Annotated in this window: 10 protein-coding genes; all 10 read left to right on the plus strand. The window is 38.6% G+C overall.

All coding sequences use genetic code 11. The features are described from left to right. The first annotated feature begins 32 nt into the window (after nucleotides 1–32). Nucleotides 33–4,439: a hybrid sensor histidine kinase/response regulator transcription factor gene (locus RB604_RS08405; protein ID WP_021937194.1), complete on the plus strand. Its 4,407-nt coding sequence runs from the start codon at nucleotides 33–35 to the stop codon at nucleotides 4,437–4,439. A gap of 51 nt (nucleotides 4,440–4,490) precedes the next feature. Continuing rightward, complete coding sequence (locus RB604_RS08410; RefSeq protein ID WP_055293542.1) at nucleotides 4,491–7,604, plus strand: DUF6298 domain-containing protein; 3,114 nt, start codon at nucleotides 4,491–4,493, stop codon at nucleotides 7,602–7,604. A gap of 214 nt (nucleotides 7,605–7,818) precedes the next feature. Beyond that, on the plus strand, nucleotides 7,819–8,370 hold the full coding sequence (locus tag RB604_RS08415; protein WP_025818949.1) for an RNA polymerase sigma factor: 552 nt from the start codon (nucleotides 7,819–7,821) through the stop codon (nucleotides 8,368–8,370). Between the two features lie 121 nt (nucleotides 8,371–8,491). Further along, nucleotides 8,492–8,740 (plus strand): hypothetical protein, encoded by a 249-nt coding sequence (locus tag RB604_RS08420; protein ID WP_055293545.1) that lies wholly within the window; start codon nucleotides 8,492–8,494, stop codon nucleotides 8,738–8,740. 64 nt (nucleotides 8,741–8,804) lie between these two features. Further along, the gene (locus tag RB604_RS08425; protein ID WP_224204013.1) at nucleotides 8,805–9,656 is read left to right on the plus strand and encodes a sugar phosphate isomerase/epimerase family protein; all 852 of its coding nucleotides are present in this window, start codon (nucleotides 8,805–8,807) and stop codon (nucleotides 9,654–9,656) included. 22 nt (nucleotides 9,657–9,678) lie between these two features. After that, entirely contained in the window at nucleotides 9,679–13,017 is a 3,339-nt protein-coding gene (locus RB604_RS08430; protein ID WP_005925586.1) for a SusC/RagA family TonB-linked outer membrane protein, read from the plus strand. 14 nt (nucleotides 13,018–13,031) lie between these two features. Further along, nucleotides 13,032–14,888, plus strand: coding sequence for a RagB/SusD family nutrient uptake outer membrane protein (locus tag RB604_RS08435; protein ID WP_005925583.1), 1,857 nt, complete (start codon nucleotides 13,032–13,034; stop codon nucleotides 14,886–14,888). 232 nt (nucleotides 14,889–15,120) lie between these two features. Further along, nucleotides 15,121–18,003: a pectinesterase family protein gene (locus RB604_RS08440; RefSeq protein WP_224206892.1), complete on the plus strand. Its 2,883-nt coding sequence runs from the start codon at nucleotides 15,121–15,123 to the stop codon at nucleotides 18,001–18,003. A 100-nt stretch (nucleotides 18,004–18,103) separates the two neighbouring features. Further along, entirely contained in the window at nucleotides 18,104–19,303 is a 1,200-nt protein-coding gene (locus RB604_RS08445; protein WP_005925577.1) for a T9SS type A sorting domain-containing protein, read from the plus strand. A 143-nt stretch (nucleotides 19,304–19,446) separates the two neighbouring features. Continuing rightward, entirely contained in the window at nucleotides 19,447–22,257 is a 2,811-nt protein-coding gene (locus tag RB604_RS08450; RefSeq protein ID WP_005925574.1) for a T9SS type A sorting domain-containing protein, read from the plus strand. Nucleotides 22,258–22,265 lie beyond the last annotated feature (8 nt).

Genomic DNA, 22,265 nt, shown 5'->3' on the forward strand with positions numbered 1-22,265 from the left:
AATTCCATTTTCCTCGTTAATCTATGCAAAGAATGAAAAAAATATTGTTATTTACCTTCATATGGTTGAATATTTGCGTCTCTGTATGGTCTGTTCCTAACGCGATAGTAGAACATTATACAGTGGACCAGGGGTTACCGAATAATATTGTGAATTGTACAGTAAAAGGAAAAGATGGTTTTATCTGGTTCGGTACTTGGTATGGCCTTTGCAGCTTTGACGGGGTGAAGGTGAAAACATACAACAATAAAGGTGAGTCAAATTCGGATATTCCTCCTAAAAAGATACAACGGATTGTTGAAGATAAAAACGGTTATTTATGGATAAAGACAGTAGATCGTAAGTTGTATGTGTTTGATAAGGTGAGAGAAACATTTCATGCCGTGTATGATGATATGAAAGACTATTTGGAAAACATCCAAGTAATTAAAGTTCAAAAAACAGAAGATGGCAGAATCTTATTGTTGACGAAAGATAAAAGTTTGTTACTTGCTTGTACCGATATTCATGGTAAAATAGGGATTCAATTGTTACATGATTCACGGCAGGATGTCAATGTTTATGATATGCGATTGAAGCATGATCTTTTTTGTGAAACCCAACAGCATCTGAGCTGGATCGGGATGGATTATAAGATTTTATTTTATGATAAAGGAAAGGAATTGAAAGAGAAGCCTGCCGATTTTATCACTAAAAAGATATTAACTGCCGATAAAGATGCTTTTACATGTGCTTTCAATGCTGATCATTTGTTGTGGTTAGGTAATAAATATGGAGAAATATATTGCATCAATCCTCAGACGGGGATGGTTAATAAGTATGTTTTACCTGGTATAACTTCTCCTATACGAAACATATTGGTCACAAAAGCAGGGAATGTTTATCTAAGCACTGACGGACAAGGAATTTATGAATACAATCTTGGATACAAATCATTAAATAAACTTTCTTTGGGAATAGAGAAAGGGGGAATTACTCATTCTTTTGTCGATAGGTATGATAAGGTTTGGTTTGTCATAGGAGAAAAATCTTTGATTTATTATGATCCGTTAAATAAGTCCAAGCGGAACTATTCGTTTCCCCGTGAAGGAAATATTTGCGATTTTAATGTACAGGATGCTGGTGAACAGGGTGTTTTCTTTTTGACTCCTTCCGGTGAAATTTTGGTTTTTGATAGAGATTCTTTCGAAATGCATCGTTTGAATCAGATGAAACCTTTTTCGAATGATTTTCCAAATCAATTGTTTTTAAATCAGTTATTGGATGAGGATGGGGTACTTTGGCTCGCTTCTACTACATTGGGGGTATACCGAATGAATTTTCCGAAAAAACAGTTTCGTTTACTCGACCTGCGTACTTTTTCAGCATCTCGTGCAATTTCTGATGATCTGATGGGGATTAGAGCTCTATTTCAGGCCAGTAACGGTGATATATGGGTCGGTACCCGTTGGCAAGAACTGTATCGTCTTGATAGTAATGGACATCTCAAACAAGTTTTTTCTTTAGGAAACGTGTACCATATAATGGAAGATAATAAGGGCAATTTATGGTTGTCTACGAAAGGTAACGGGTTGATAAAAGCAGAATTTGATATAAATTCTCCTCACGGAGTACGGTTTATATCTTATAAAAGTGATACGAATAATCCGTCTTCTATTAGTAGTAACGATGTGTATTGCACATTTCAGGATAGTAAAGGGCGAATATGGGTGGGATTGTTAGGAGGTGGATTGAATCTTCTTCGCGAAGAGGCGGATGGGGTGACATTTATCCATAAACATAATGGATTGAGAAAGTATCCTCCTTATGGTTTGTATATGGAAGTCCGCAATATGCTTGAAGATAATGAGGGACGCATATGGGTAGGTACAATGGATGGCTTGATGTCATTCGATTCAAATTTTGACAATCCCGAACAAATTGAATTTGAAACTTATAGGAAGGACAGTGCCAGTTCAAATGTAGCTGATAATGATATTTATGTTCTATTTAAAGATGCTACCGATCAAATTTGGGTGGGTGTATTTGGTGGAGGTGTAAATCGGTTGGTGAAATATGATAAAGAAACACACTCTCCTATATTTAAATCTTATGGTATTCGGGATGGATTAAACAATGACGTGGTGATGTCTATTGTAGAAGACAATGACCAAAATTTGTGGTTTGCGACTGAAAGTGGACTTTCGCGCTTTGACCGTCAGACAGAACACTTTAGAAACTTTGATAAATATGATGGTTTTTTGAGTGTACAAATGGAGGAAGGAAGTGCTTTGAAAATTGAAAACGGTGAACTTTGGGTGGGATGTAAAGAGGGTATTTTGATCTTTTCGCCCAATAAAATGGAAACTTTTAGTTGTAATAACCGGACTTATATAGTAGACTTTAAGGTTTCTAATGAGGATATCAGGGATCTCAAAAACAACCCTTTGATGAAGTCGGTCAAATATGCTGATTCTATTACCTTAAATTATGATCAATCTATGTTTACGATCGAATTTGCTGCTCTCAATTTCATTAATCAGAATCGTATATCTTATAAGTACATGCTCGAAGGTTATGAAAAGGAGTGGCACTATAATGGTAGGAATCGGATCGCTTCCTATACTAATGTACGTCCGGGAAAATATGTATTTCGTGTGAGAACGGTTGATGAAGCTAATCCGGAACAAATCTACGAGACAACTTTGGCTATACGCATATTGCCTCCCTGGTGGTTAAGTTGGTGGGCTTATTGCATTTACGCAGTTTTAGGTATTACACTTCTTATCGTGGTGATACGGGTTTCCTATTTGATGATTCGAATGAAGAATGACGTTTATATTGAACAGAAATTATCGGAATTAAAGATAAAATTCTTTACGAATATTTCGCATGAACTTCGGACACCGTTAACTCTTATCAAAGGGCCTATTCAGGAATTGAAGGAGAAAGAAAATCTGACTCCGAAGGGGATACAATATGTGGATCTAATGGAGAAGAATACGAATCGAATGCTGAATTTGGTAAATCAGATATTGGACTTTAGAAAGATACAGAATGGAAAAATGCGTTTGCATGTTTCTCAAATCAATCTGAATGAGATGCTGGAGTCTTTTCAAAAAGAGTTTCGGATCTTGTCGGAGGAAAATGAGATCGCTTATTCTTTTTCTGTTTCCGATGAACCTATTTTGGTATGGGGCGATAAAGAGAAATTGGAAATTGTTTTAAGGAATGTGATATCCAATGCTTTTAAGTTTACACCGTCTGGTGGAAGTATATTCATTTCAGCAGGTGTATCTGAGGGTGAGCATTCTTGTTTTATCCGTGTAGAAGATACCGGTATTGGTATTCCACAGAATAAGTTGACCGAGATATTCGAGCGTTTCTCACAAGGAGGAAATGCCCATACCTCTTATTATCAAGGTACAGGTATTGGTTTAGCTCTATCAAAAGAAATAATAGCTCTACATCATGGAACAATTAAAGCAGAAAACCTTCAACCTTCCGGAGCGGCATTTATCATCCAGCTTTTGTTAGGGAAGAAACATTATAAAGAGCTGGAAGTTGATTTTTATTTGGGAGGAACCGATAGTGGAGACGAGGTAGAAGGGGCTGATATTCCATCAATTAGTGAAGAAAATATAGAGAAAGAACCGGTTGATAATTCTTTGCCCAGCTTATTATTGGTGGAAGATAATAAGGATTTGGGAAATCTGATAAAACTACAACTGGAAGATAAATACAATGTCTATTTAGCTCATAATGGAGTAGAAGGACTTAAAAAAGTACATTTATATCACCCTGATATTGTAGTGACTGATCAGATGATGCCGGAAATGGACGGAATGGAAATGTTGACATGTATACGAAAGGATTTTCAGATTAGTCATATCCCAGTTATTATGTTGACTGCCAAAAGTTCTGATGAAGCTAAAACCAAAGCAATCAGCTTGGGGGCAAATGCTTATATAACGAAACCGTTTAGCAAAGAGTATTTGATTGCTCGTATTGAACAGTTGCTGAATGATCGCCAAATGTTTCAAGAACGTCTTTGGAAACAGATGAATGACACCGCAACTGAGGCGGAAGAAAGTGGGTATGAACAATATCTGGTAAAGAAGGATGTGCAATTTTTAGAGAAGATTCATCAGATAATTGAAGAGAATCTGGATAATAGTGATTTTAATATTGATGCGATTGCTACAACCATCGGTTTAAGTCGTTCTGCATTCTTTAAGAAATTGAAAAGTTTGATCGGACTGGCACCTGTAGATTTGGTAAAGGAGATTCGTCTGAATAAATCGGTTGAATTGATAAAGAATACGAATATGAGCATTTCGGAGATCGCATTTGCGGTAGGATTTAAGGACTCGGGTTATTACAGTAAATGTTTCCGTAAGAAATACAACCAGACTCCTCGTGAATATATAAATGAAGTGCGTAAAAGTGCAACCGGTTAAGTACAAACCCTTTTGTTAATCGTCTTTTGGGTATAAACCAAATTATAACCAATGAAGAATTTCAAGAGAATATTCCTGACGATGCTGGGCTTTATTTGCTTTGGATCGTTAGTTGCGCAACATCCATCTTTGCAAATCAAAGATGGAAAAGTTAATTATTTGATAGATGAGCGAGGGAACAGAGTTTTGGATTACTCTTATTGCGGATATAAAAGTTCCGGGCAAGACATTCCTGTAGTGAAAAATGTTGTTTTTGTTCCTTGGAAAGAGGGAGATAATTCTTTGCGAATCCAAAAGGCCATTGATTATGCATCTTCATTGAAGCCGGATGTCGAAGGTTTTAGAGGAGCTGTATTACTGGATAAGGGAACGTTTGTTTTAGAGAATGATTTGTATTTACATACTTCTGGAGTCGTTTTGCGTGGAATGGATTCCCGTGAAACCGTTTTACTGAAAAAAGGGGTAGATAGAGGAGCATTACTTTATATAGAAGGGATCGATGACCGGACATTTGTAGATACAATTGACATTTCGTCCGCTTATGTACCAGTGAATAACCGATGGTTGGAAGTAAATTCCGGGTGTTCTCTTTTGAAAAAAGATGATAGAGTACTGATTGTACGCCCTTCTACCAAAGAGTGGATCGCTTCGGTAGCTTGTACCGAGTATGGTGGTGGGATCAGTGCACTCGGTTGGAAACCGGGTGATATCGACATCTGGTGGGATAGAACGGTTACTGGAGTGATTGATGGAAAAATAGAAATAGATTCTCCACTTAGTATGGCATTAGATAGTCGATATGCTCATTCAAAGTTGGTTTCTTATACTTGGAAAGGCCGTATAGAGAACGTTGGAGTTGAGAATATGACCTTAATTTCAGATTATGATAAAAGATATCCGAAGGATGAAGATCATTGTTGGACAGGTATTTCTGTAGAAAATGCAGAAAACTGTTGGATTAGAAAGCTCTTTTTCAGACATTTTTCCGGTAGTGCAGTTATCTTGCAACCTACTTCGTCTAAAATAACGGTGGAAGATTGTATTTCTACTCAACCTGTATCGGAAATAGGAGGTATGCGTAGATGTACATTTTTAACAATGGGTCAGTTGAACTTATTTCAGCGTTGCTATTCTGAGCATGGAATACATGATTTCTCGGCAGGATATTGTGCAGCCGGACCTAATGCCTTTGTGCAATGCGAGTCTTATGAGTCTTTCGGTTTCAGCGGTTCTATCGATTCGTGGGCATGTGGACTGTTATTCGATATAGTGAATATTGACGGTCATAACTTGTCGTACAAAAATCTGGGACAGGATAAAAATGGTGCCGGTTGGAATACGGCCAATAGTACGTTCTGGCAATGTACAGCTGCCGGGATAGAATGTTTTTCTCCTGCTGAAGATGCAAAAAACAGAGCATATGGGTGCTGGGCACAATTTTCCGGTGACGGTGAATGGGCTGAATCAAACAATCATATAGAACCCCGAAGCCTTTTTTATGCACAGTTAAACGAACGTTTAAATAAAGATTGTTCCCTTCGTGCCAGAATCCTTCCTAAAGAATTGGAGGCGACCAGTAGCCCGACTGTAGAATTGGCTATGGAGTTGGCACAAAAGGCTTTCATTCCTAAATTGACATTAAGGCATTGGATCGAACAAGCTTCTGTAGATGAACAGTTAATATCTGTGGTACAGGTAAAAAATATAGATGGATTAAAAATAACTGATCCGGAGGAGAAAAATAATATCTTGAATCGTGAATTAAAGCGGGTATCGATTATTGACGGCCGTTTAGTTATGGGGGGGGAATTACTTGTGGGCAAAAAACTGGATGTTCCTTGGTGGAGTGGAAAACTCAGAACCAGCTATTTAGCAAAATCTCTTCCACACATAACTCGCTTTGTTCCCGGACGTGAAGGTTTAGGGGTGACTGATCGTATTGATTCGGTCATCAACTATATGAAAGTGAATAATTATCTGGTGATTGATCATAATTATGGTTTGTGGTATGACCGGCGTCGGGACGACCATGAACGTGTTCGACGCTTGAACGGCGATGTTTGGGGACCCTTTTATGAGCAACCGTTCAAACGCAGTGGACAGGGAACAGCTTGGGAAGGATTGAGTAAGTACGATTTAACTCAACCTAATGCTTGGTATTGGGCGCGCTTGAAAGAGTTTGCAGGTAAAGCGGAACAAGAAGGCCTGCTGTTGTTTCATGAAAACTATTTCCAACACAATATTTTAGAGGCAGGTGCACATTGGGTGGATTGTCCATGGCGCACTGCGAACAATATTAACCGTACTGATTTTCCGGAACCCGTACCTTTTGCCGGTGACAAACGTATTTTTATGGCAGAGATGTTTTATGATATAAATCATCCGGTGAGAAGGGAATTGCATCGGCAGTATATACGTAAATGCTTGGATAATTTTGCAGATTGCAGCAATGTGGTACAATTGATTAGTGCGGAGTTTACCGGACCTCTTCATTTTGTTCAGTTTTGGTTGGATGAAATAGCAGCATGGGAAAAGGAAACGGGAAAGCATGCCTTAGTTGCATTAAGTACTACTAAAGACGTGCAGGATGCTATATTAACTGATGCGAAACGAGCCTCTGTAGTCGATATTATCGATATACGTTACTGGCATTATAAAACTGATGGTATTTATGCTCCGGGCGGTGGTAAAAACATGGCTCCCCGTCAGCATATGCGTAAGATGAAAGCAGGAAAAATAACTTTTTCCGAAGCTTATAAAGCAGTAGAGGAATACCGTACCAAATATCCTGATAAAGCTGTTACTTATTATGCTCAGAATTATCCGGCTATGGCTTGGGCTGTGTTGATGGCCGGAGGGTCATGTCCGTCAATTTTTGTACATGATGAGACCTTTTTATCCGATGTTGCTAAGATGAAAGTGGAAAAAACTGATACGGATACTTATAAAAAACTGGTAAAATCTGATACGGGTGCTATCGTTTATTCTCAATCTCCAGGAGAGATTTCTGTCTTTGTTGATGATGGAAAATACAGTTTGAAATACATAGATCCCTCTTCTGGTACGGTGGAAGTTTTGAATAAATCTTTTAAAATCAGTGGGTTGTATGTTTTGAAGATACCTGAAGGGAAAGAGGGTGTTTACTGGATTCATAAATTGAAATAATTGATATTCCTGCTGCTTTTATGAGTAGCAGGATTTTTTTTATACAGGTATTAATCGGTAAATATGTTGTAGGGCATGGTATCTGCATTTTCAGTTCAATAATCAAATATTCCCAGTCGATTTGTTCCCTATACGGTAGTTTTGCGGAGTCTGAAGAATGAATCAAAAACAAAATAGTAATACTATGATGAGACAGAATGATAATATTACAGTAATGCAAAAGAGAGATGATCAGGAAATGATTACTTTGTTGTTGGCTTTTGAGGAAGGGGATGCAACTGCTTTCTCTAAGTTGTATGATCTTAACGTTAATCTTCTTTTTAGTTATGGTTGTAAACTAACCACAGACAGAGAATTACTGAAAGATTGTATTCATGATGTATTTGTCAAGATGTACACTAAGAAGGAGGAGTTGAAGCATGTGGAGAATTTCAAGTCTTACCTGTTTATTTCTTTACGGAATAGACTATGTGATGAAGTGCGTAAACGTTTGTATGTTTCTGATGCAAAGGTAGAAGAATTGAATCCAGTGTCTTGTGAAGATGTAGAAAACAACTATTTGGAACGTGAACGTGAACATGTGAATAATAAATTAGTAAAGCATTTGTTGGCTCAGTTATCTCCCCGTCAGCGTGAAGCTCTTATTTTGTATTATATTGAAGAAAGAAAATACGAGGATATATGTCAAATCATGAATATGAATTATCAGTCTGTTCGTAATTTGATGCATCGTGGGTTATCCAAATTAAAAACAATTGCAGGTTAAGCAGATACTTTCTTATATAGGCGGTTTGTAAGTTTTAAAAATAGAGATTCTATTTTTTTATAAAACTGAGTACATAGAAGAGTGGATTTCGTCTTGTGTATATAATCAATAAAATGTTAGGATGCTGGACAAGTCGGAAGATTATTTCAAAGACGAAGAATTTGTAGGTTATTTCGTAGAGGTAGTTACGGATGTGCTGATCGGAAGCGATGTATCGGGATGTGAAGACATGACTTTACAAGATGTTTCGGATAAGGTAAAGGGCATATTATTACCTTCTTCGGATATTGAACCGCAACTTTCGGTTTTGGAGGTTGACGAAATAAAGAGGAAAATCAATGAAACGATAAAAACAGAGTCTAATACTTAAATTTTCTAACTTGATAAAAATGAAAAACAATCGTAAATGGATACTCTGTATTTGGTTACTATATATGGTAATAAGTGCATCGGCAACCAGTAGTGTACGGATGCAAGTAGGTGATATCGATCAACGTTATAGAATAGCGGTTTGCGATTGGATGATTCTGAAACGGCAGAAAATCGGGGCATTTCAGTTGGCGAAAGAGCTGGGTAGTGACGGATTGGAGCTGGATATGGGAAGTTTAGGAAAACGGGATTCTTTTGACAATAAATTGCGTGAGGAGTATTTTCAGAAACTGTTTAAAGCGAAAGCCAGAGAATTTGATATTCAAATATCTTCTATTGCTATGTCAGGATTTTACGGGCAGTCTTTTCTTTTACGCTCCGATTATAAAGCATTGGTGCAAGACTGTTTGAATACGATGAAAGTGATGAATGTTCCGATTGCTTTTTTACCCTTGGGCACAGGATGTGATTTACAGAAAAATCCGGAAATTCGTCCGGAATTGGTTCAAAGATTAAAGGTTGTGGGTGATATGGCAGTAGAAATGGGAAAAGTTATCGGAATAGAAACCTCTTTGAATGCCAGAGAAGAGGTTCGATTATTGAATGAGATAGACTCACCGGGAATAAAAATCTATTTTAAATTTCAGAACTCTCTTGAGAATGGAAGAGATCTCTGTAAAGAGTTACGTATTCTGGGAAAAGAGAGAATTTGCCAGATTCATTGTACCGACACAGATGGTGTGACCTTACCGTATAATGATCGTTTGGATATGCAAAAGGTCAGAAAGGTATTGGATAAGATGGGATGGAGCGGTTGGTTGGTAGTAGAACGTTCCCGCAATAAAGAGGATATCCGCAATGTGAAAAAGAACTTTAGTGAGAATATAGAGTATCTAAAAAAAATATTTCAAAAATAAATATGCTTTAAATTTTTATTCTATGAGTCAGAAAAGAAGCAAAAACAGGTTTATGCAGGATATTGGTTTGTGTAAACCACTTTGTGCTGCTATGATTTTGTGCTCGTGGTTAATCCTGTCTCCGACAACTGCTAAGGCTGCGGATGATGTTGCGATAACTCAAGCAGTGGATCAGCAGAGTACTGTAAAAGGTACAGTTGTAGATATAAATGGAGAACCGGTAATTGGTGCCAGTGTGAAAGTAGATGGAGGAACAACTGGTACCATAACTGATTTAGACGGAAATTTTTCATTATTGGTGCCTGCCGGTGCAAAACTTGTAATCTCTTTTGTGGGATATCAGACGCAGGTTATAACAGTAAAACCCGGTACTCCATTGAAGGTTGTGTTGAAAGAGGATGCCGAGTTGTTGGATGAAGTTGTAGTTGTAGGTTATGGAACTGTGAAACGTGCTAATTTGACGGGAGCGGTGTCGAGTGTGAAGATGGATGATTTGAAAGATATTCCTGCCACTAATTTATCAGCCGTATTAATGGGTACAATGCCCGGTGTATCGGTAAGTGAGTCTACTGGTAATCCGTTGGCAAATGCTTCTATTAAGATTCGTACCAGTGGTTCATGGAATTCCGAACCTCCTTTATATGTAATTGATGGATTTATTCGTGATGATACCTATTTTAATATGCTTGATCCATCAGAAATTGATAATATTTCTGTGTTAAAGGACGCGGCTGCTGCCGTATATGGAGTGCGTGGTGCTGGTGGTGTTATATTGGTTACAACGAAAAAAGGAAAAGAAGGGAAAGTATCGGTTAATTATTCCGGTTCGGTTGGATTTTCACAGGGAGTTCATATGCCCGATATGATGACAGCTTACCAACAGGCTACGGCTTTGAATGATATGTGGCGTGAAGAACAACGTAGCGGGAGTGAAAGTACATATACATTTTTCTCTGAGCAAGAGTTAAATGACATGAAGAATGTAGATTATAATTGGTTGGATGAGGCTTGGAAAACAGCGATTAATACTCGGCATGTTTTGAATGTCAGTGGCGGAACCGAGAAAGTTCGTTATTTTATTGGTGGGGCTTATATGTATAGCGACGGTAATTTTTCAAATTTGGATGTGGACCGTTTTAGTACGCGCATGGGGTTGGATGTAAGTTTTACAAAGGATTTGAAAGCTTCATTTAATATGAGCTATGCAACTAAGTCAACTAATATGCCGTTGAATAATAAGGACTCAGAACCTGCTCTTATGTATGGTACATTCAACGATCTTAACCGTACGTCTCGTTGGATTCCGGCTTATATTGACGGAATGCCGGTTGATTATGGAATGACAGAAAGTGATACGCATCCTTTAGCCATATTTGACAGTGGCTCTTACCGTAAAAACCGGAGTGATGATATGGCATTGAGTGCTAAGTTGGATTATAATATCAAATGGATAAAAGGACTTTCGGCCAGTTTGGCTATGAATTATAGCCGTACTTCATCCAATGGAAAAAGTTTGTATAAGCCTTATACTGTATACACTTTTGCTCCTGTGAGCTATTCGGATGGAGATACGACTTATGATGGACGATTAATGTCGAATACATTAACGGGAAGCCAGCAATTGTTAAATGGGAATTCTTATTATGATGGGGCGGATTTCGGATATTCTTATCAAATTAATCCTCAATTGAATTATCATATAAAATTGAATGAACATGATATTTCGGCGATGTACGTGTATGAGGTGGCAGAAAGCGGCAGTAATGCACTAAGTCTAACAGCGAAACAGATGTTGGTGGATAATGTAGAAAATATTCAAGGATTCAGTAAAGATGCCATAACAGGATCATCTGGTAAAGGTAATATCAGTCGGCGTATGTCTCATATTGCTCGTTTAAATTATTCTTGGGCAGATCGCTATTTGTTTGAAGGTACTATCCGTTACGAAGCTTCCAATAATTTTGCACCCGATTATCGTTGGGGGTTGTTTTATTCATTGTCTGGTAGCTGGAGGATTTCAGAAGAGAAATGGTTCAGAGATAATGTACGCGGAGTTGATAATTTGAAACTTCGTGCGAGTTATGGTCGTTTAGGAAATGATAAAGCTGTTCTTGGGCAATGGAGACAGTCTTATGCGTTTAGTTCAAATATACTTTTATTGGGTAGCAGCGCTACTCAGATGACTGCACTGAAACCTAATCTGAGTGGATTAGTCGCTTTAAATTCTTCGTGGGAAAAGACAGATAATTATAACGTCGGCATTGATCTAAATCTGACTAATGGACTTTCATTTGACGTTGATGGCTTTTATAAACACACATTCGATATTTTAGATGATGCAAAAAGTACTTTTCCTCAATCGGCGGGCGTAACTGAGTCAACTCCAAAATTGAATTATGGAATTCAGAATGCTTGGGGATTTGAATTTGGTTTAGGATATCATAAAAAAATAAATAGTGACTGGTCGATAAATGGAAAAGCTAATTTTTCATATGCTATGAGTAAAGTGATTAAGAAATACCAAAATCCGGGTATTGTAGGAACTTGGCAGGATGAAGAAGGACGTGTACGTGGTGGCGAGGTTGGTTATAAAGTATGGCGTGGTAATGATGGTAAAGGTGACGGAATGGCTCGTTCTTGGCAAGATATTGAAGATTATATTTCATATTTGGCATCGCATACAGCTGATGGAAGTAAAGAGAGTATTAGGGTGTTAGGTTTAACTTGGGAACAACTGAGACCAGGTATGTTAATGTATGAAGATCGTGGAACTACAGCAGGAAACCAAGTGCCTGACGGAATAATCAATTCGGCTGGAGATAATTGTATTATAAGTAAATATGATAATCCTCCTTATAGTTATAGTTTAAATTTGGGATTTAGTTGGAAGAATTTAACGGTTTCTGCCTTGTTCAACGGACAATTTGGAAATGATGTGATATTCGATAAAGGTTTTTATACAACAGCTTCGGGGGGTAAACGTACAGGTGCTTTTCTGTCTGAAAGTTCCAATCAGTTATCTGAATGGTATGGGAATTATGCGATTTCCAATGAAGACGGATCGCTTGTAAATCCTAATGCGAGATATCCTCGTTTGGATAGTAATTCATTAAGGGGAGAACGTTCAGACTTTTGGATGCGAAATGGACATGTATTGCGTTTGCGTACTTTAAATGCATCTTATTCAGTTCCGGGAAAGTGGCTTTCCCATATGGGGATTGCTTCATGTCGTATCTTCTTTACAGCCAATAATTTGTGGACTATCATTAATCCATACCCATACAAAGACGCTTATGTAGGTTTCTGGAGTGATTATCCTCAAATACGGACATTTAACTTTGGTATAAATATTGGAATCTAATTAAGAGAAGAACTATGAAATTGAATAAAAAAATAATCGGAGTACTTTGCTTGATGTCATTAATAAGTGGCTGTAGTGATTTTCTGGATGTAAAAGACGAGTCAGCTATTAATTCAGCTATTTGGGATAGCGAACAATCTGCAATGTTATACGTAAACAATATATATACAATGTGCCTTCCATCTTTTGGTGGAGATAACGTATATGGTAGTATTAGTCCATCTGCTTGTTCTGATGAAATAGGCGGTGACCTCAATTCTTTAATGGAGGGGTCAATGGATTTTGGACAAGTAGGAGCTTTTTCTGCCAGTACTTATGCAGCTGTTCGTTATATTAATATTGCTTTTGAAGAGTTGGAAAGTTCTACTATGTCGGAAGCTGAATTCAATCGTGTAGCAGGTCAATTGTATTTTTTTCGTGCTTGGCAGCATTGGAAAATGATGCTGATGCATGGTGGAGTGCCTTATATGAAAAAAGTAGTGGGATATACCAGCGAAGATGATCTTAAAAATGCGAAACGTGATAAAACGTCTGATTGTATAAAGTATTTACAAGAAGATTTGAATCATGCTATTGACATGCTTCCTTCTTCTTGGAGTGAAGCAGAATGGGGACGTGTAACACGAGCTACGGCTGCTGCTTTGTTGGGACGTATAATGGTTTATTATGCAAGTCCTCAATTTACTCCCGATCAGGAAAGTGCAGAAGCGAGAGCCCGTTGGAAGACGGCCTATGATGTAAATCTGAGAGCTGTTGATATTTGTACGGAAGATGGATATGGGTTGATGGATTGCAAAACGGAAGTTACTGAACAATGGCCTGCTGTGACAGATATAAACAAAATATTCTTGGAAAGAGGCATAAAAAATACCGAGGCTTTATTTGTACGTATATATGATAGCGAAAACAATAGTCACGGATATGAGAATAGTATACGTCCGGGTTCACAGACAGGTAATACTAAATCCCGTCCTTCTAATTTGCCTTCCGTAAAATTAGTAATGGCATTTCCTAATTCTGATGGTACCCCTTACGAAAAAGCAGTCGGTGATGTTTATTTTTGGAAAGATCGCGATCCTCGTTTTTATTCTACGATTGTTTATAACGGTTGTTATTTTCCTTATCAAGGAAATACTTCTTTCCGGCAATGGACTTATAAAAATGGGGATCAATCCGGAACTTCGGCAGCGACTAATACCGGATATTATTGTCGTAAAATGTTAGATCCTTCCACAAAATATCTTTCTAAAACCTCTACAAACTGGATTGAAATCCGTTACGCAGAAGTCTTGCTGAATTTAGCCGAGGCAGCATTGGAAGTTGGCGATAATGATAAAATGTATGAGTGTTTGGGAGCACTTCGTAAACGTGCAGGAATTCCGGAAGGTGATAATTATTATGGTTTGAAAACTGCTTCCAGCTTGAGTCTGATTGAGCTTGTGATGAATGAACGGTTTATAGAGCAGGCTTTTGAAGGACGTCGTTTTTATGATTTACGTCGCCGCAATATGTTTACGGAGGATTTGGGGATGGTAACCACTAAATTGAATGGAGAAAAGAAAGGTTCATGGGGAGTTAATTATCAACTTAAGCTTGGAGTCAATGCTGCTGTATTTGCCAGCAAGCGTGATGGTATGACCATGGATGAAGTTAGTGAAAATATGAGGGCTTCGCAGACATCAGCCGGACCGATGGCCTCTCCCATAGAATATAAATGTGTATCCACCGAAGAAGAGTTGAAGAATACGACTACTGGAAACTATAATTTCTTTGATATTCCCGATGGTATTTTAACTCGTAGTCCGGCTGTCCTACAGACAATGGGGTGGTCATATGATGTGGAAAAAGGTTGTTTTAATCCGTTTGAATAAATAGGTGATAATGAATGAGTATACTTTGAGCATGTCATAGTTTTTTTATAGATTAATTAGGAAATAGGAGAGTATCTGGCAATAAAGGATAACTCTCCTTTTTCTTTTTAGAATTCTTTTGGTACATGATTGAGTACATCTTTCCTTAACGAGCGTCTTTCTTTATATATTAAAAAAAGAAAATAGATTAATCTTTGTTACGATGCACACAAAAAATTACTTTTTATCATTTATGGTAGCATTTGTCTTTTGTTGGACTAATCTTGCTGCACAGGAGCAACCGTTTACTTACGTAGTTGCAACTGACAATTCCGGTGATTTTACTACTGTTCAAGCGGCAGTCGATGCTTGTAAAGAGGGAGAACAACGTAGTATTATTTTTATTAAAAACGGTACCTATAAAGAAATGGTTAACGTTCCTAAAGGAAAAATAATCAGCTTGATTGGAGAGAGTGCAGAAGGTGTTCTGATTACTTTTGACCGTGACCGTGGGGCTGGTAGCGATTTCACGGATTTTAGGGATATTACTACTTGCCAGTTTTATGGCGAAGATATGTATGTAGAAGGACTTACTATTGAAAATTCTTCGGGAAATGTGGGGCAGGCCGAAGCACATTATGTCGCTTCTGATCGTCAGACTTATAAAAATTGCCGTTTCCTGGGTTACCAAGATACACAAAGGACGAATAGCGGGGCACGTGCTTACTTTAAAGATTGTTTCATACAGGGGGCTACTGATTTTATTTTTGGTGATGGTCTCATGTACTACGATAATTGTACGGTCAACTGTGTGAAAGGAGGAGGTTATGTTACAGCTCCTGCGGAGTGTGCTTTCTTTTTGAGAAAAACGGAGAATGCTACCGGACGAGTTTTACGGGTAACTTATATATTCCGTGATTGTGATATTACGGCTGATCCTGATGTAGCTGCCGATACATATTATTTGGGACGTCCTTGGAAAGAATATTCCGGTGTATATTATCTTAATTGTAAGATGGGGAAACATATAAAACCGCAAGGTTGGACAGAATGGAACGGTAATGAAAAAAGTGCATGTTTTGCAGAATATGGAAGTTGCGATTTGTCGGGTAATATGCTGGATGTAAGTGGGCGGATCGATTGGAGCTTTCAGTTAGCGCAGGAAGACGCAGAGATGTTTACGCCTGCATATGTTTTTGACAAAGCAAATAGTAGGGTACCTTATGATCCTGTTGCCTTATGTGAAAAAGTTCAGTCCCCCCAGTATGCTGAGCAATCTGGGAAGCAATTGACATGGATGTCGGTGAAAGGGGCGATAGGTTATGTTATTTTGAAAAATGGGAAGTTTATGGCTGCTACTACTGCAACAACTTATTCTGTGGATGACCTGACCGGTCGTTATAGTATAAAGAGTATTGCAGAACATGGTGCTTTGAGTCAAGCAGTAAGAGTTGAAAATACGGATAAGCAAATATTAAAAGCATTTCCCACAGCTGAAGGATTTGGTAAATTGGCTACAGGGGGGCGTGGAGGTAAAGTTGTGACGGTAACTAATCTTGAAGACGATGCCGAAGGTTCTATCGAAGGGTCTCTCCGTTGGGCATTCAATCAGTATAAAAGTGATTTTACGATTGTTTTTGCTGTATCCGGACGTATAGAGTTGGTTGCCCCATTGAAAGTAAAGAAGAGCAACTTTACGGTGGCGGGGCAGACAGCACCTGGAGATGGAATATGTATTACAAGTAATAAGGTAAATTTAGGTGGTTCATCCAATTTCATTTTACGGCATATACGTTTTCGTATCGGACAGACAGATGTGAATGGAAATATTTTGGCTGAAAATTCACTTGGAGCTGAGAATTGCGAGAATTTTATAATTGATCATTGTACATTTGGGTGGTCGGTAGAAGAGAATATAAATACGTTTGATGATCATTTTCATACAGTTCAGTGGTGTATCGTCCATGAAGGGTTATACAATGCCGGCCATCCGAAAGGTGTTCGTGGGTATGGATGTCAATGGGGAGGCTCTTCCGCTACTTATCATCATAATTTGTTAGCTAATAATCAATCGCGCTCTCCTCGCTTTAATGGTTCCAGAGGTGGAACAATCGGACAGGACTTAAGTGTCTATTTGGAATATATAAATAATGTAAATTACAATTGGGGTAGTAGCGGGGCTTGTTATGGAGGAGAAAACACCTCGGAGAATAGGAAATTTTTTGGACATGAAGGAAACTTTATTAACAATTATTATAAGCCGGGACCGGCTACTCCTTCTGGTACTCATTATTTCTTTAATCAATCTTTGCAACGCGATGGTGCTACTTCTTTAGGTCCTTCCAAATGGCATTTCAGTGGTAACATTATGGAAGGTGACGATGCTGTGACAGCTGATAATTGGAAAGGTTTTAAAAATAGTACTTCTTATTCTATAGATGATATCAAAGTAGATACGATCATACAGACTTCTGGTGATCATGATCATCAAAAATATCATTATGATTGGGATACTTATACATATAAGAATTATGAGACGGCTGCAGAGGCTTATGAATCTGTTCTTGCTGCTGTCGGTGCATGGCCACGTGATCTCATTGATACACGTATAGTGAAAAGTGTACGTGAAGGTTTGGCACCTTATGGCAATCATGGGATCATTGATTTGCCCTCGCAGGCTGAAGGTCCCCTTGCTTATGATACTTTTGATAGAGTGGTGGATAGTGATGGAGATGGTATGGATGATGCTTGGGAATTGGCGAATGGATTGAGTCCGGCTGATCCTGCTGACGGTAATAGTTTGACGGAGTTGGGATACACAGCTCTTGAAGTCTATTTGAATAGCTTAGTCGGCGAGAATATAAAACATGATTTTTCTACAGTAGGTATCCAAAGTGAACATGCCGATCAGCGGCTTGAGTTGGCGAGTACGATTGTTACGGAGGAACTGGAAATTCTTTGTGACGAAGATTTGGACGGTGCTTATATATATACAATAAATGGAACCCGGATAATGGGGGTTAAAATAGAGGGTGGCAAGACATTATCTGTTTCTGGTCTTGAATCTGGTTACTATATTATTGCTGTTTATACAAAGGCTGGTGATGCGAAAATAGCTAAATTCTTAAAAAAATAAAAATAAATACCTATCCTGTTATTGTAATTCTCTAAAGGTGAGTACGTACGGGATGGGTGTTTCGTCTATCTATTAGAATATGTATTTAATAAAAAATAAGATGGAAAATATTATTACAAAATCAATGGTTTGCAGTGCAATAGCTATTATTGGATTTTCTGCAATTACGAAGGCTCAGTGTCCCAATTTTACTTACTATCCTATAAATCAAGCTATTGGATGGAATTCGTCTGAGTATTATAAGGTGATTGATTTGGATGCAGCAACTTTAACGGATGCAGCTAAATATCCGCGGACAGGGGCTATAGACGGGCAAGACGATAATGTAGATTATGAGCAGAATATTTTAAAGTCTCCTACCGGAGATGGAAATATAACTGTTCCTTTATATAATCCTGCTGAAGAACAGGGACAATATGTACCTTCCGGATATAATTATGATATTAAGTTTGTTCGTTGTGTGTTTGCTCCGGATCATTATACCAGTGCTCTTACAAAAGACGATAATGGTATGCTCCCTTCCGGTAATACTAATGCATGTACTATAAATGATAACACTTGTTTGGTTGGTAATGTTTATGGCAAACAAGGATTTATAGAACTAAGTAGACAAGCGGCTTCTGCGGGTGAACCTGCTAATAGCAAATGCGGATACATACAGCTCGACAATTTATATGGTGTAGAGCGAATTCAATGGTCTTATTCTTCTACAAGTTGGAAACGCGGAGTTATTTGTGAAATCAGGCTTGGCGGAGAAGGTGCCGAGTGGTTGCCGCAACGTATTATACCAAGTGAAACAAATGCTTATGCAACATTTTCTGAACAGGGATATGAATTTGAAGAATTAATAAATGCGGTAGATGGTGAAGATGCGGAAACACCTGTTTCTGTTCGTTTCCGTGTATTTGATTGTGATACTCTTACATGGGCAAGTGAATATAATCTCGATCCGAAAGACAGATCTCCAGAATATTATTATGCAAGACCTGGTGTTCTTCAACCGGTGCGTATTCATCAGATTAAGGTTTATTCGGCTTTTACAGGGGCTGAAATGGCACAGAAGATTCAAGAAGCAACAGGTGTACATGGAACTACTGATGAATGTTTTTATGTCAGAAAAGAAGGTTTGGAACTTTGTGCATCGGAAGAATGTTCGATGGAACTTTACACAGTTGAAGGAAAACAGATTCGTAGAGTACAAGGGAAAAAGATGGGTGTTTCCGACTTGGATAAAGGAATTTACATTTTGAAGGCTATTAATTCTGATGGAATAGTCAAAAACACTAAATTTTCTTTATAAAAAAATAGTGTATTAAGTGAGGTTGTGTCAAAATGCTGGCACAGCCTCTATAATAAGGTTAGTTATTTGTGTCTTGAATATAGACAATATAACTGATAAATATGATTTATGTTTTTACTATCAATTGATTGAAATCTGTTATTATGAAAAAGAAAATTACGTTATTCACTTTGTTTTTTGGAGTGTTGTCGGTATTTGCCCAACAGGCTCCTATTAAGATCGACTTTAATAAAAGCGATCGTCAGGAAAAAGAGGTACATGAACCAGGATATGTCTCATGGGTTATTCAGGATTGTGTGGATACAACAAGGGTTATCAATGGAATTACTTTTACACTTGCTAATGGAGAAAATTCAAGCGGCCCGTCTTTAAAATCTCATTGGTATAAAGCAGGTCTTCAAACACCTTATTTTGCTCGTTTGGTAAGTGATGGAGTGATTGTCAACGGAGGTGATTTTGATGGTGGAGAAATAGAATTGACATTAGAGGGGCTTTCAGCAGGCAAGCATACTTTATTGACATATCATAATCAAGTAGATGCACCTACTGACAAGACGTTCGGTGAGATTTGCATTGATGTAAATGGGAAGCAAGTAGTCAAAAATTTACCGCCAACACAGCGTGTACTTAGTAATTATGATGCGGCGACAGCCTATATCGAGTTTGAGGCGGTGGAGGGAGAACCGGTCAAATTCCGTTTCTATCCGAATTATTCGTCATCGGCACCTTCAATAAATGTTATTATAAACGGATTGGCTTTGGATGTTCCTAATCTGGCTAAACAAGCAAAATCTCCTTCTCCGGAAAACTTGGATATCCATGTGAATGCAGAAGATGGTAATTATACTTTGAGTTGGACATCGGCACCGGATGCTGTTGCGCATCAGGTTTATATAGGAACAGATTCACTGACTGTAGCTCAGGCAGATAAGACATCTTCTTGTTATAAAGGGGAACAGGCACATACTACTTTTGCATTAAATGATTTAACTTCCCGTTTTTATTATTATTGGCGTATAGATGAAGTCGAAGCGAATGGTGAGATAACCAAAGGGGATATCTGGAAGTTCTCCCCGCGTTTATTGGCTTTCCCCGGTGCTGAGGGATATGGACGTTTTGCACGTGGCGGTCGTGGCGGTAAAGTGGTATATGTGACTAATTTGCAGGATTATGATCCTACCATCGGCGAAACCCCGATTCCGGGAAGTCTGCGTTATGCTGTTACCGTAGAGAAGGGAGCCCGTACGATTGTCTTCGGAGTTTCCGGTATTATTACATTAAAGACACGCTTGACCTTGTCGGACTCTTTTGTTACAGTTGCGGGACAAACTTCTCCGAATAAAGGTATTTGTTTGAAGGGAGCGCCGTTTGGCTTTAGTGGTACCAGTGATGCTGTGATGCGGTTTATGCGTATACGTATCGGAGCCGGTCAAACTTATGACGGAACCGGATTGAACGGTGCTAATCATTGTATTTTCGATCATCTGTCGGTAAGTTGGTCTATTGATGAGGCATTCTCTTCACGTAGCGGACAAAACTTGACATTGCAAAAAACCATGCTGGCCGAAGCATTGAACGCAGCGGATCACCAGAATTATCCTTCCGGAACCCGTCATGGTTATGCGGCGACGATTAGTGGGGATATTGGTAGTTTCCATCATAATTTGTTAGCTCATAATGAAGGACGTAACTGGAGTTTAGGTGGTGGATTGGATGGTGACGGTAATTTTGCCGGTCGCATGGATATTTTCAATAATGTGGTTTACAACTGGGATGGCCGTACGACTGATGGCGGTGCGCATGAAGTGAATTTTGTGAATAACTATTATAAGCCGGGACCGGCTACATTGAATGGGGGTAAAAAAACTGCCTTGAATTTGCAGCATGATGATTATCCGGGTACACAGAAATACTATACAAATGGAAATATCGTAGAGGGATGGTATGAAGATTTGAGTAATCCTCAGAATGGCTGTGTGGATGGTTCATGGCCAAATGGTGATAAGAAATATGATCCTTTTGTGACAGAACCTTTCTTTGAATCGTTTGCCACTGTTCATACAGCAAAAGATGCCTACAAAGCGGTACTTTCGGACGTCGGATGTACATTGCCTATGTTTGATGATCATGATGTACGTATTGTAAAAGAAACTTTGGATGGAACAGCTACTTATAAAGGTAGTAAAACCGGAGAGCCGGGATTGATCGATCATCAGGATGATGCCGGTGGTTGGGAAGACTATCCCGAGGAAATTGTAGATCTGAGTGAATTTGATACAGATATGGATGGTTTGCCTAACTGGTGGGAAATTATGTTCGGAACAAACCCGGAATCGGCAGTAGGTGATTTCTCTGATGCAAATGCGGATGACGACGAAGATGGATATACAAACCTGGAAGAGTATTTGAACTACATGGCTGTACCTCATACTGCAGTCGAAGTGAATAAAGAGGCAGAGTTTGATTTGGCTCCCTATTTTGTGGGATATTCCAAGACCACTCCGGTTTATACGGTAGCTGCCATTCAGAATGCTACGGCAACGGTTGACGAAGGCATATTGAAAGTTACTCCGGAAAAAGATTTTGAGGGTATTGTGAATGTAGATGTAAAAGTGACAGACCAGGATGGTGCTTCTATGGTACGTTCATTTGCTGTCAGAGTGGGTGAAAAAGCCGTTTCTACCGGTATTCATTCTGCAAAGAATGATCAGGAAATCTCGGTTTATCCGAATCCGGCTGTCGATTATATCTATGTGAGTGTTCAGAGTGATGTTCAGGAAAGCGTCCGGATGGAGATTACAACACTCTACGGACAAGTATTAAGCACAGAAACGGTTGCCACTTCGGTGAATGTACCTTGCAGGGTAAATGTATCCGATCTGCCTGCAGGGATATATATCCTGAAAGTACAAACTGCCGATGAACAGTCTGCCGTTAAGTTTATCAAAAAATAAGATTTAAA

The organism is Bacteroides salyersiae, assembly GCF_031172035.1.
Classification (GTDB): domain Bacteria; phylum Bacteroidota; class Bacteroidia; order Bacteroidales; family Bacteroidaceae; genus Bacteroides; species Bacteroides salyersiae.

What these genes read in the sequence shown, in the direction of transcription:
- RB604_RS08405 (WP_021937194.1), top strand. Translation starts at nt 33, where the DNA reads ATGAAAAAAATATTGTTATTTACCTTCATATGGTTGAATATTTGCGTC.
- RB604_RS08410 (WP_055293542.1), top strand. Translation starts at nt 4,491, where the DNA reads ATGAAGAATTTCAAGAGAATATTCCTGACGATGCTGGGCTTTATTTGC.
- RB604_RS08415 (WP_025818949.1), top strand. Translation starts at nt 7,819, where the DNA reads ATGCAAAAGAGAGATGATCAGGAAATGATTACTTTGTTGTTGGCTTTT.
- RB604_RS08420 (WP_055293545.1), top strand. Translation starts at nt 8,492, where the DNA reads ATGCTGGACAAGTCGGAAGATTATTTCAAAGACGAAGAATTTGTAGGT.
- RB604_RS08425 (WP_224204013.1), top strand. Translation starts at nt 8,805, where the DNA reads ATGGTAATAAGTGCATCGGCAACCAGTAGTGTACGGATGCAAGTAGGT.
- RB604_RS08430 (WP_005925586.1), top strand. Translation starts at nt 9,679, where the DNA reads ATGAGTCAGAAAAGAAGCAAAAACAGGTTTATGCAGGATATTGGTTTG.
- RB604_RS08435 (WP_005925583.1), top strand. Translation starts at nt 13,032, where the DNA reads ATGAAATTGAATAAAAAAATAATCGGAGTACTTTGCTTGATGTCATTA.
- RB604_RS08440 (WP_224206892.1), top strand. Translation starts at nt 15,121, where the DNA reads ATGGTAGCATTTGTCTTTTGTTGGACTAATCTTGCTGCACAGGAGCAA.
- RB604_RS08445 (WP_005925577.1), top strand. Translation starts at nt 18,104, where the DNA reads ATGGAAAATATTATTACAAAATCAATGGTTTGCAGTGCAATAGCTATT.
- RB604_RS08450 (WP_005925574.1), top strand. Translation starts at nt 19,447, where the DNA reads ATGAAAAAGAAAATTACGTTATTCACTTTGTTTTTTGGAGTGTTGTCG.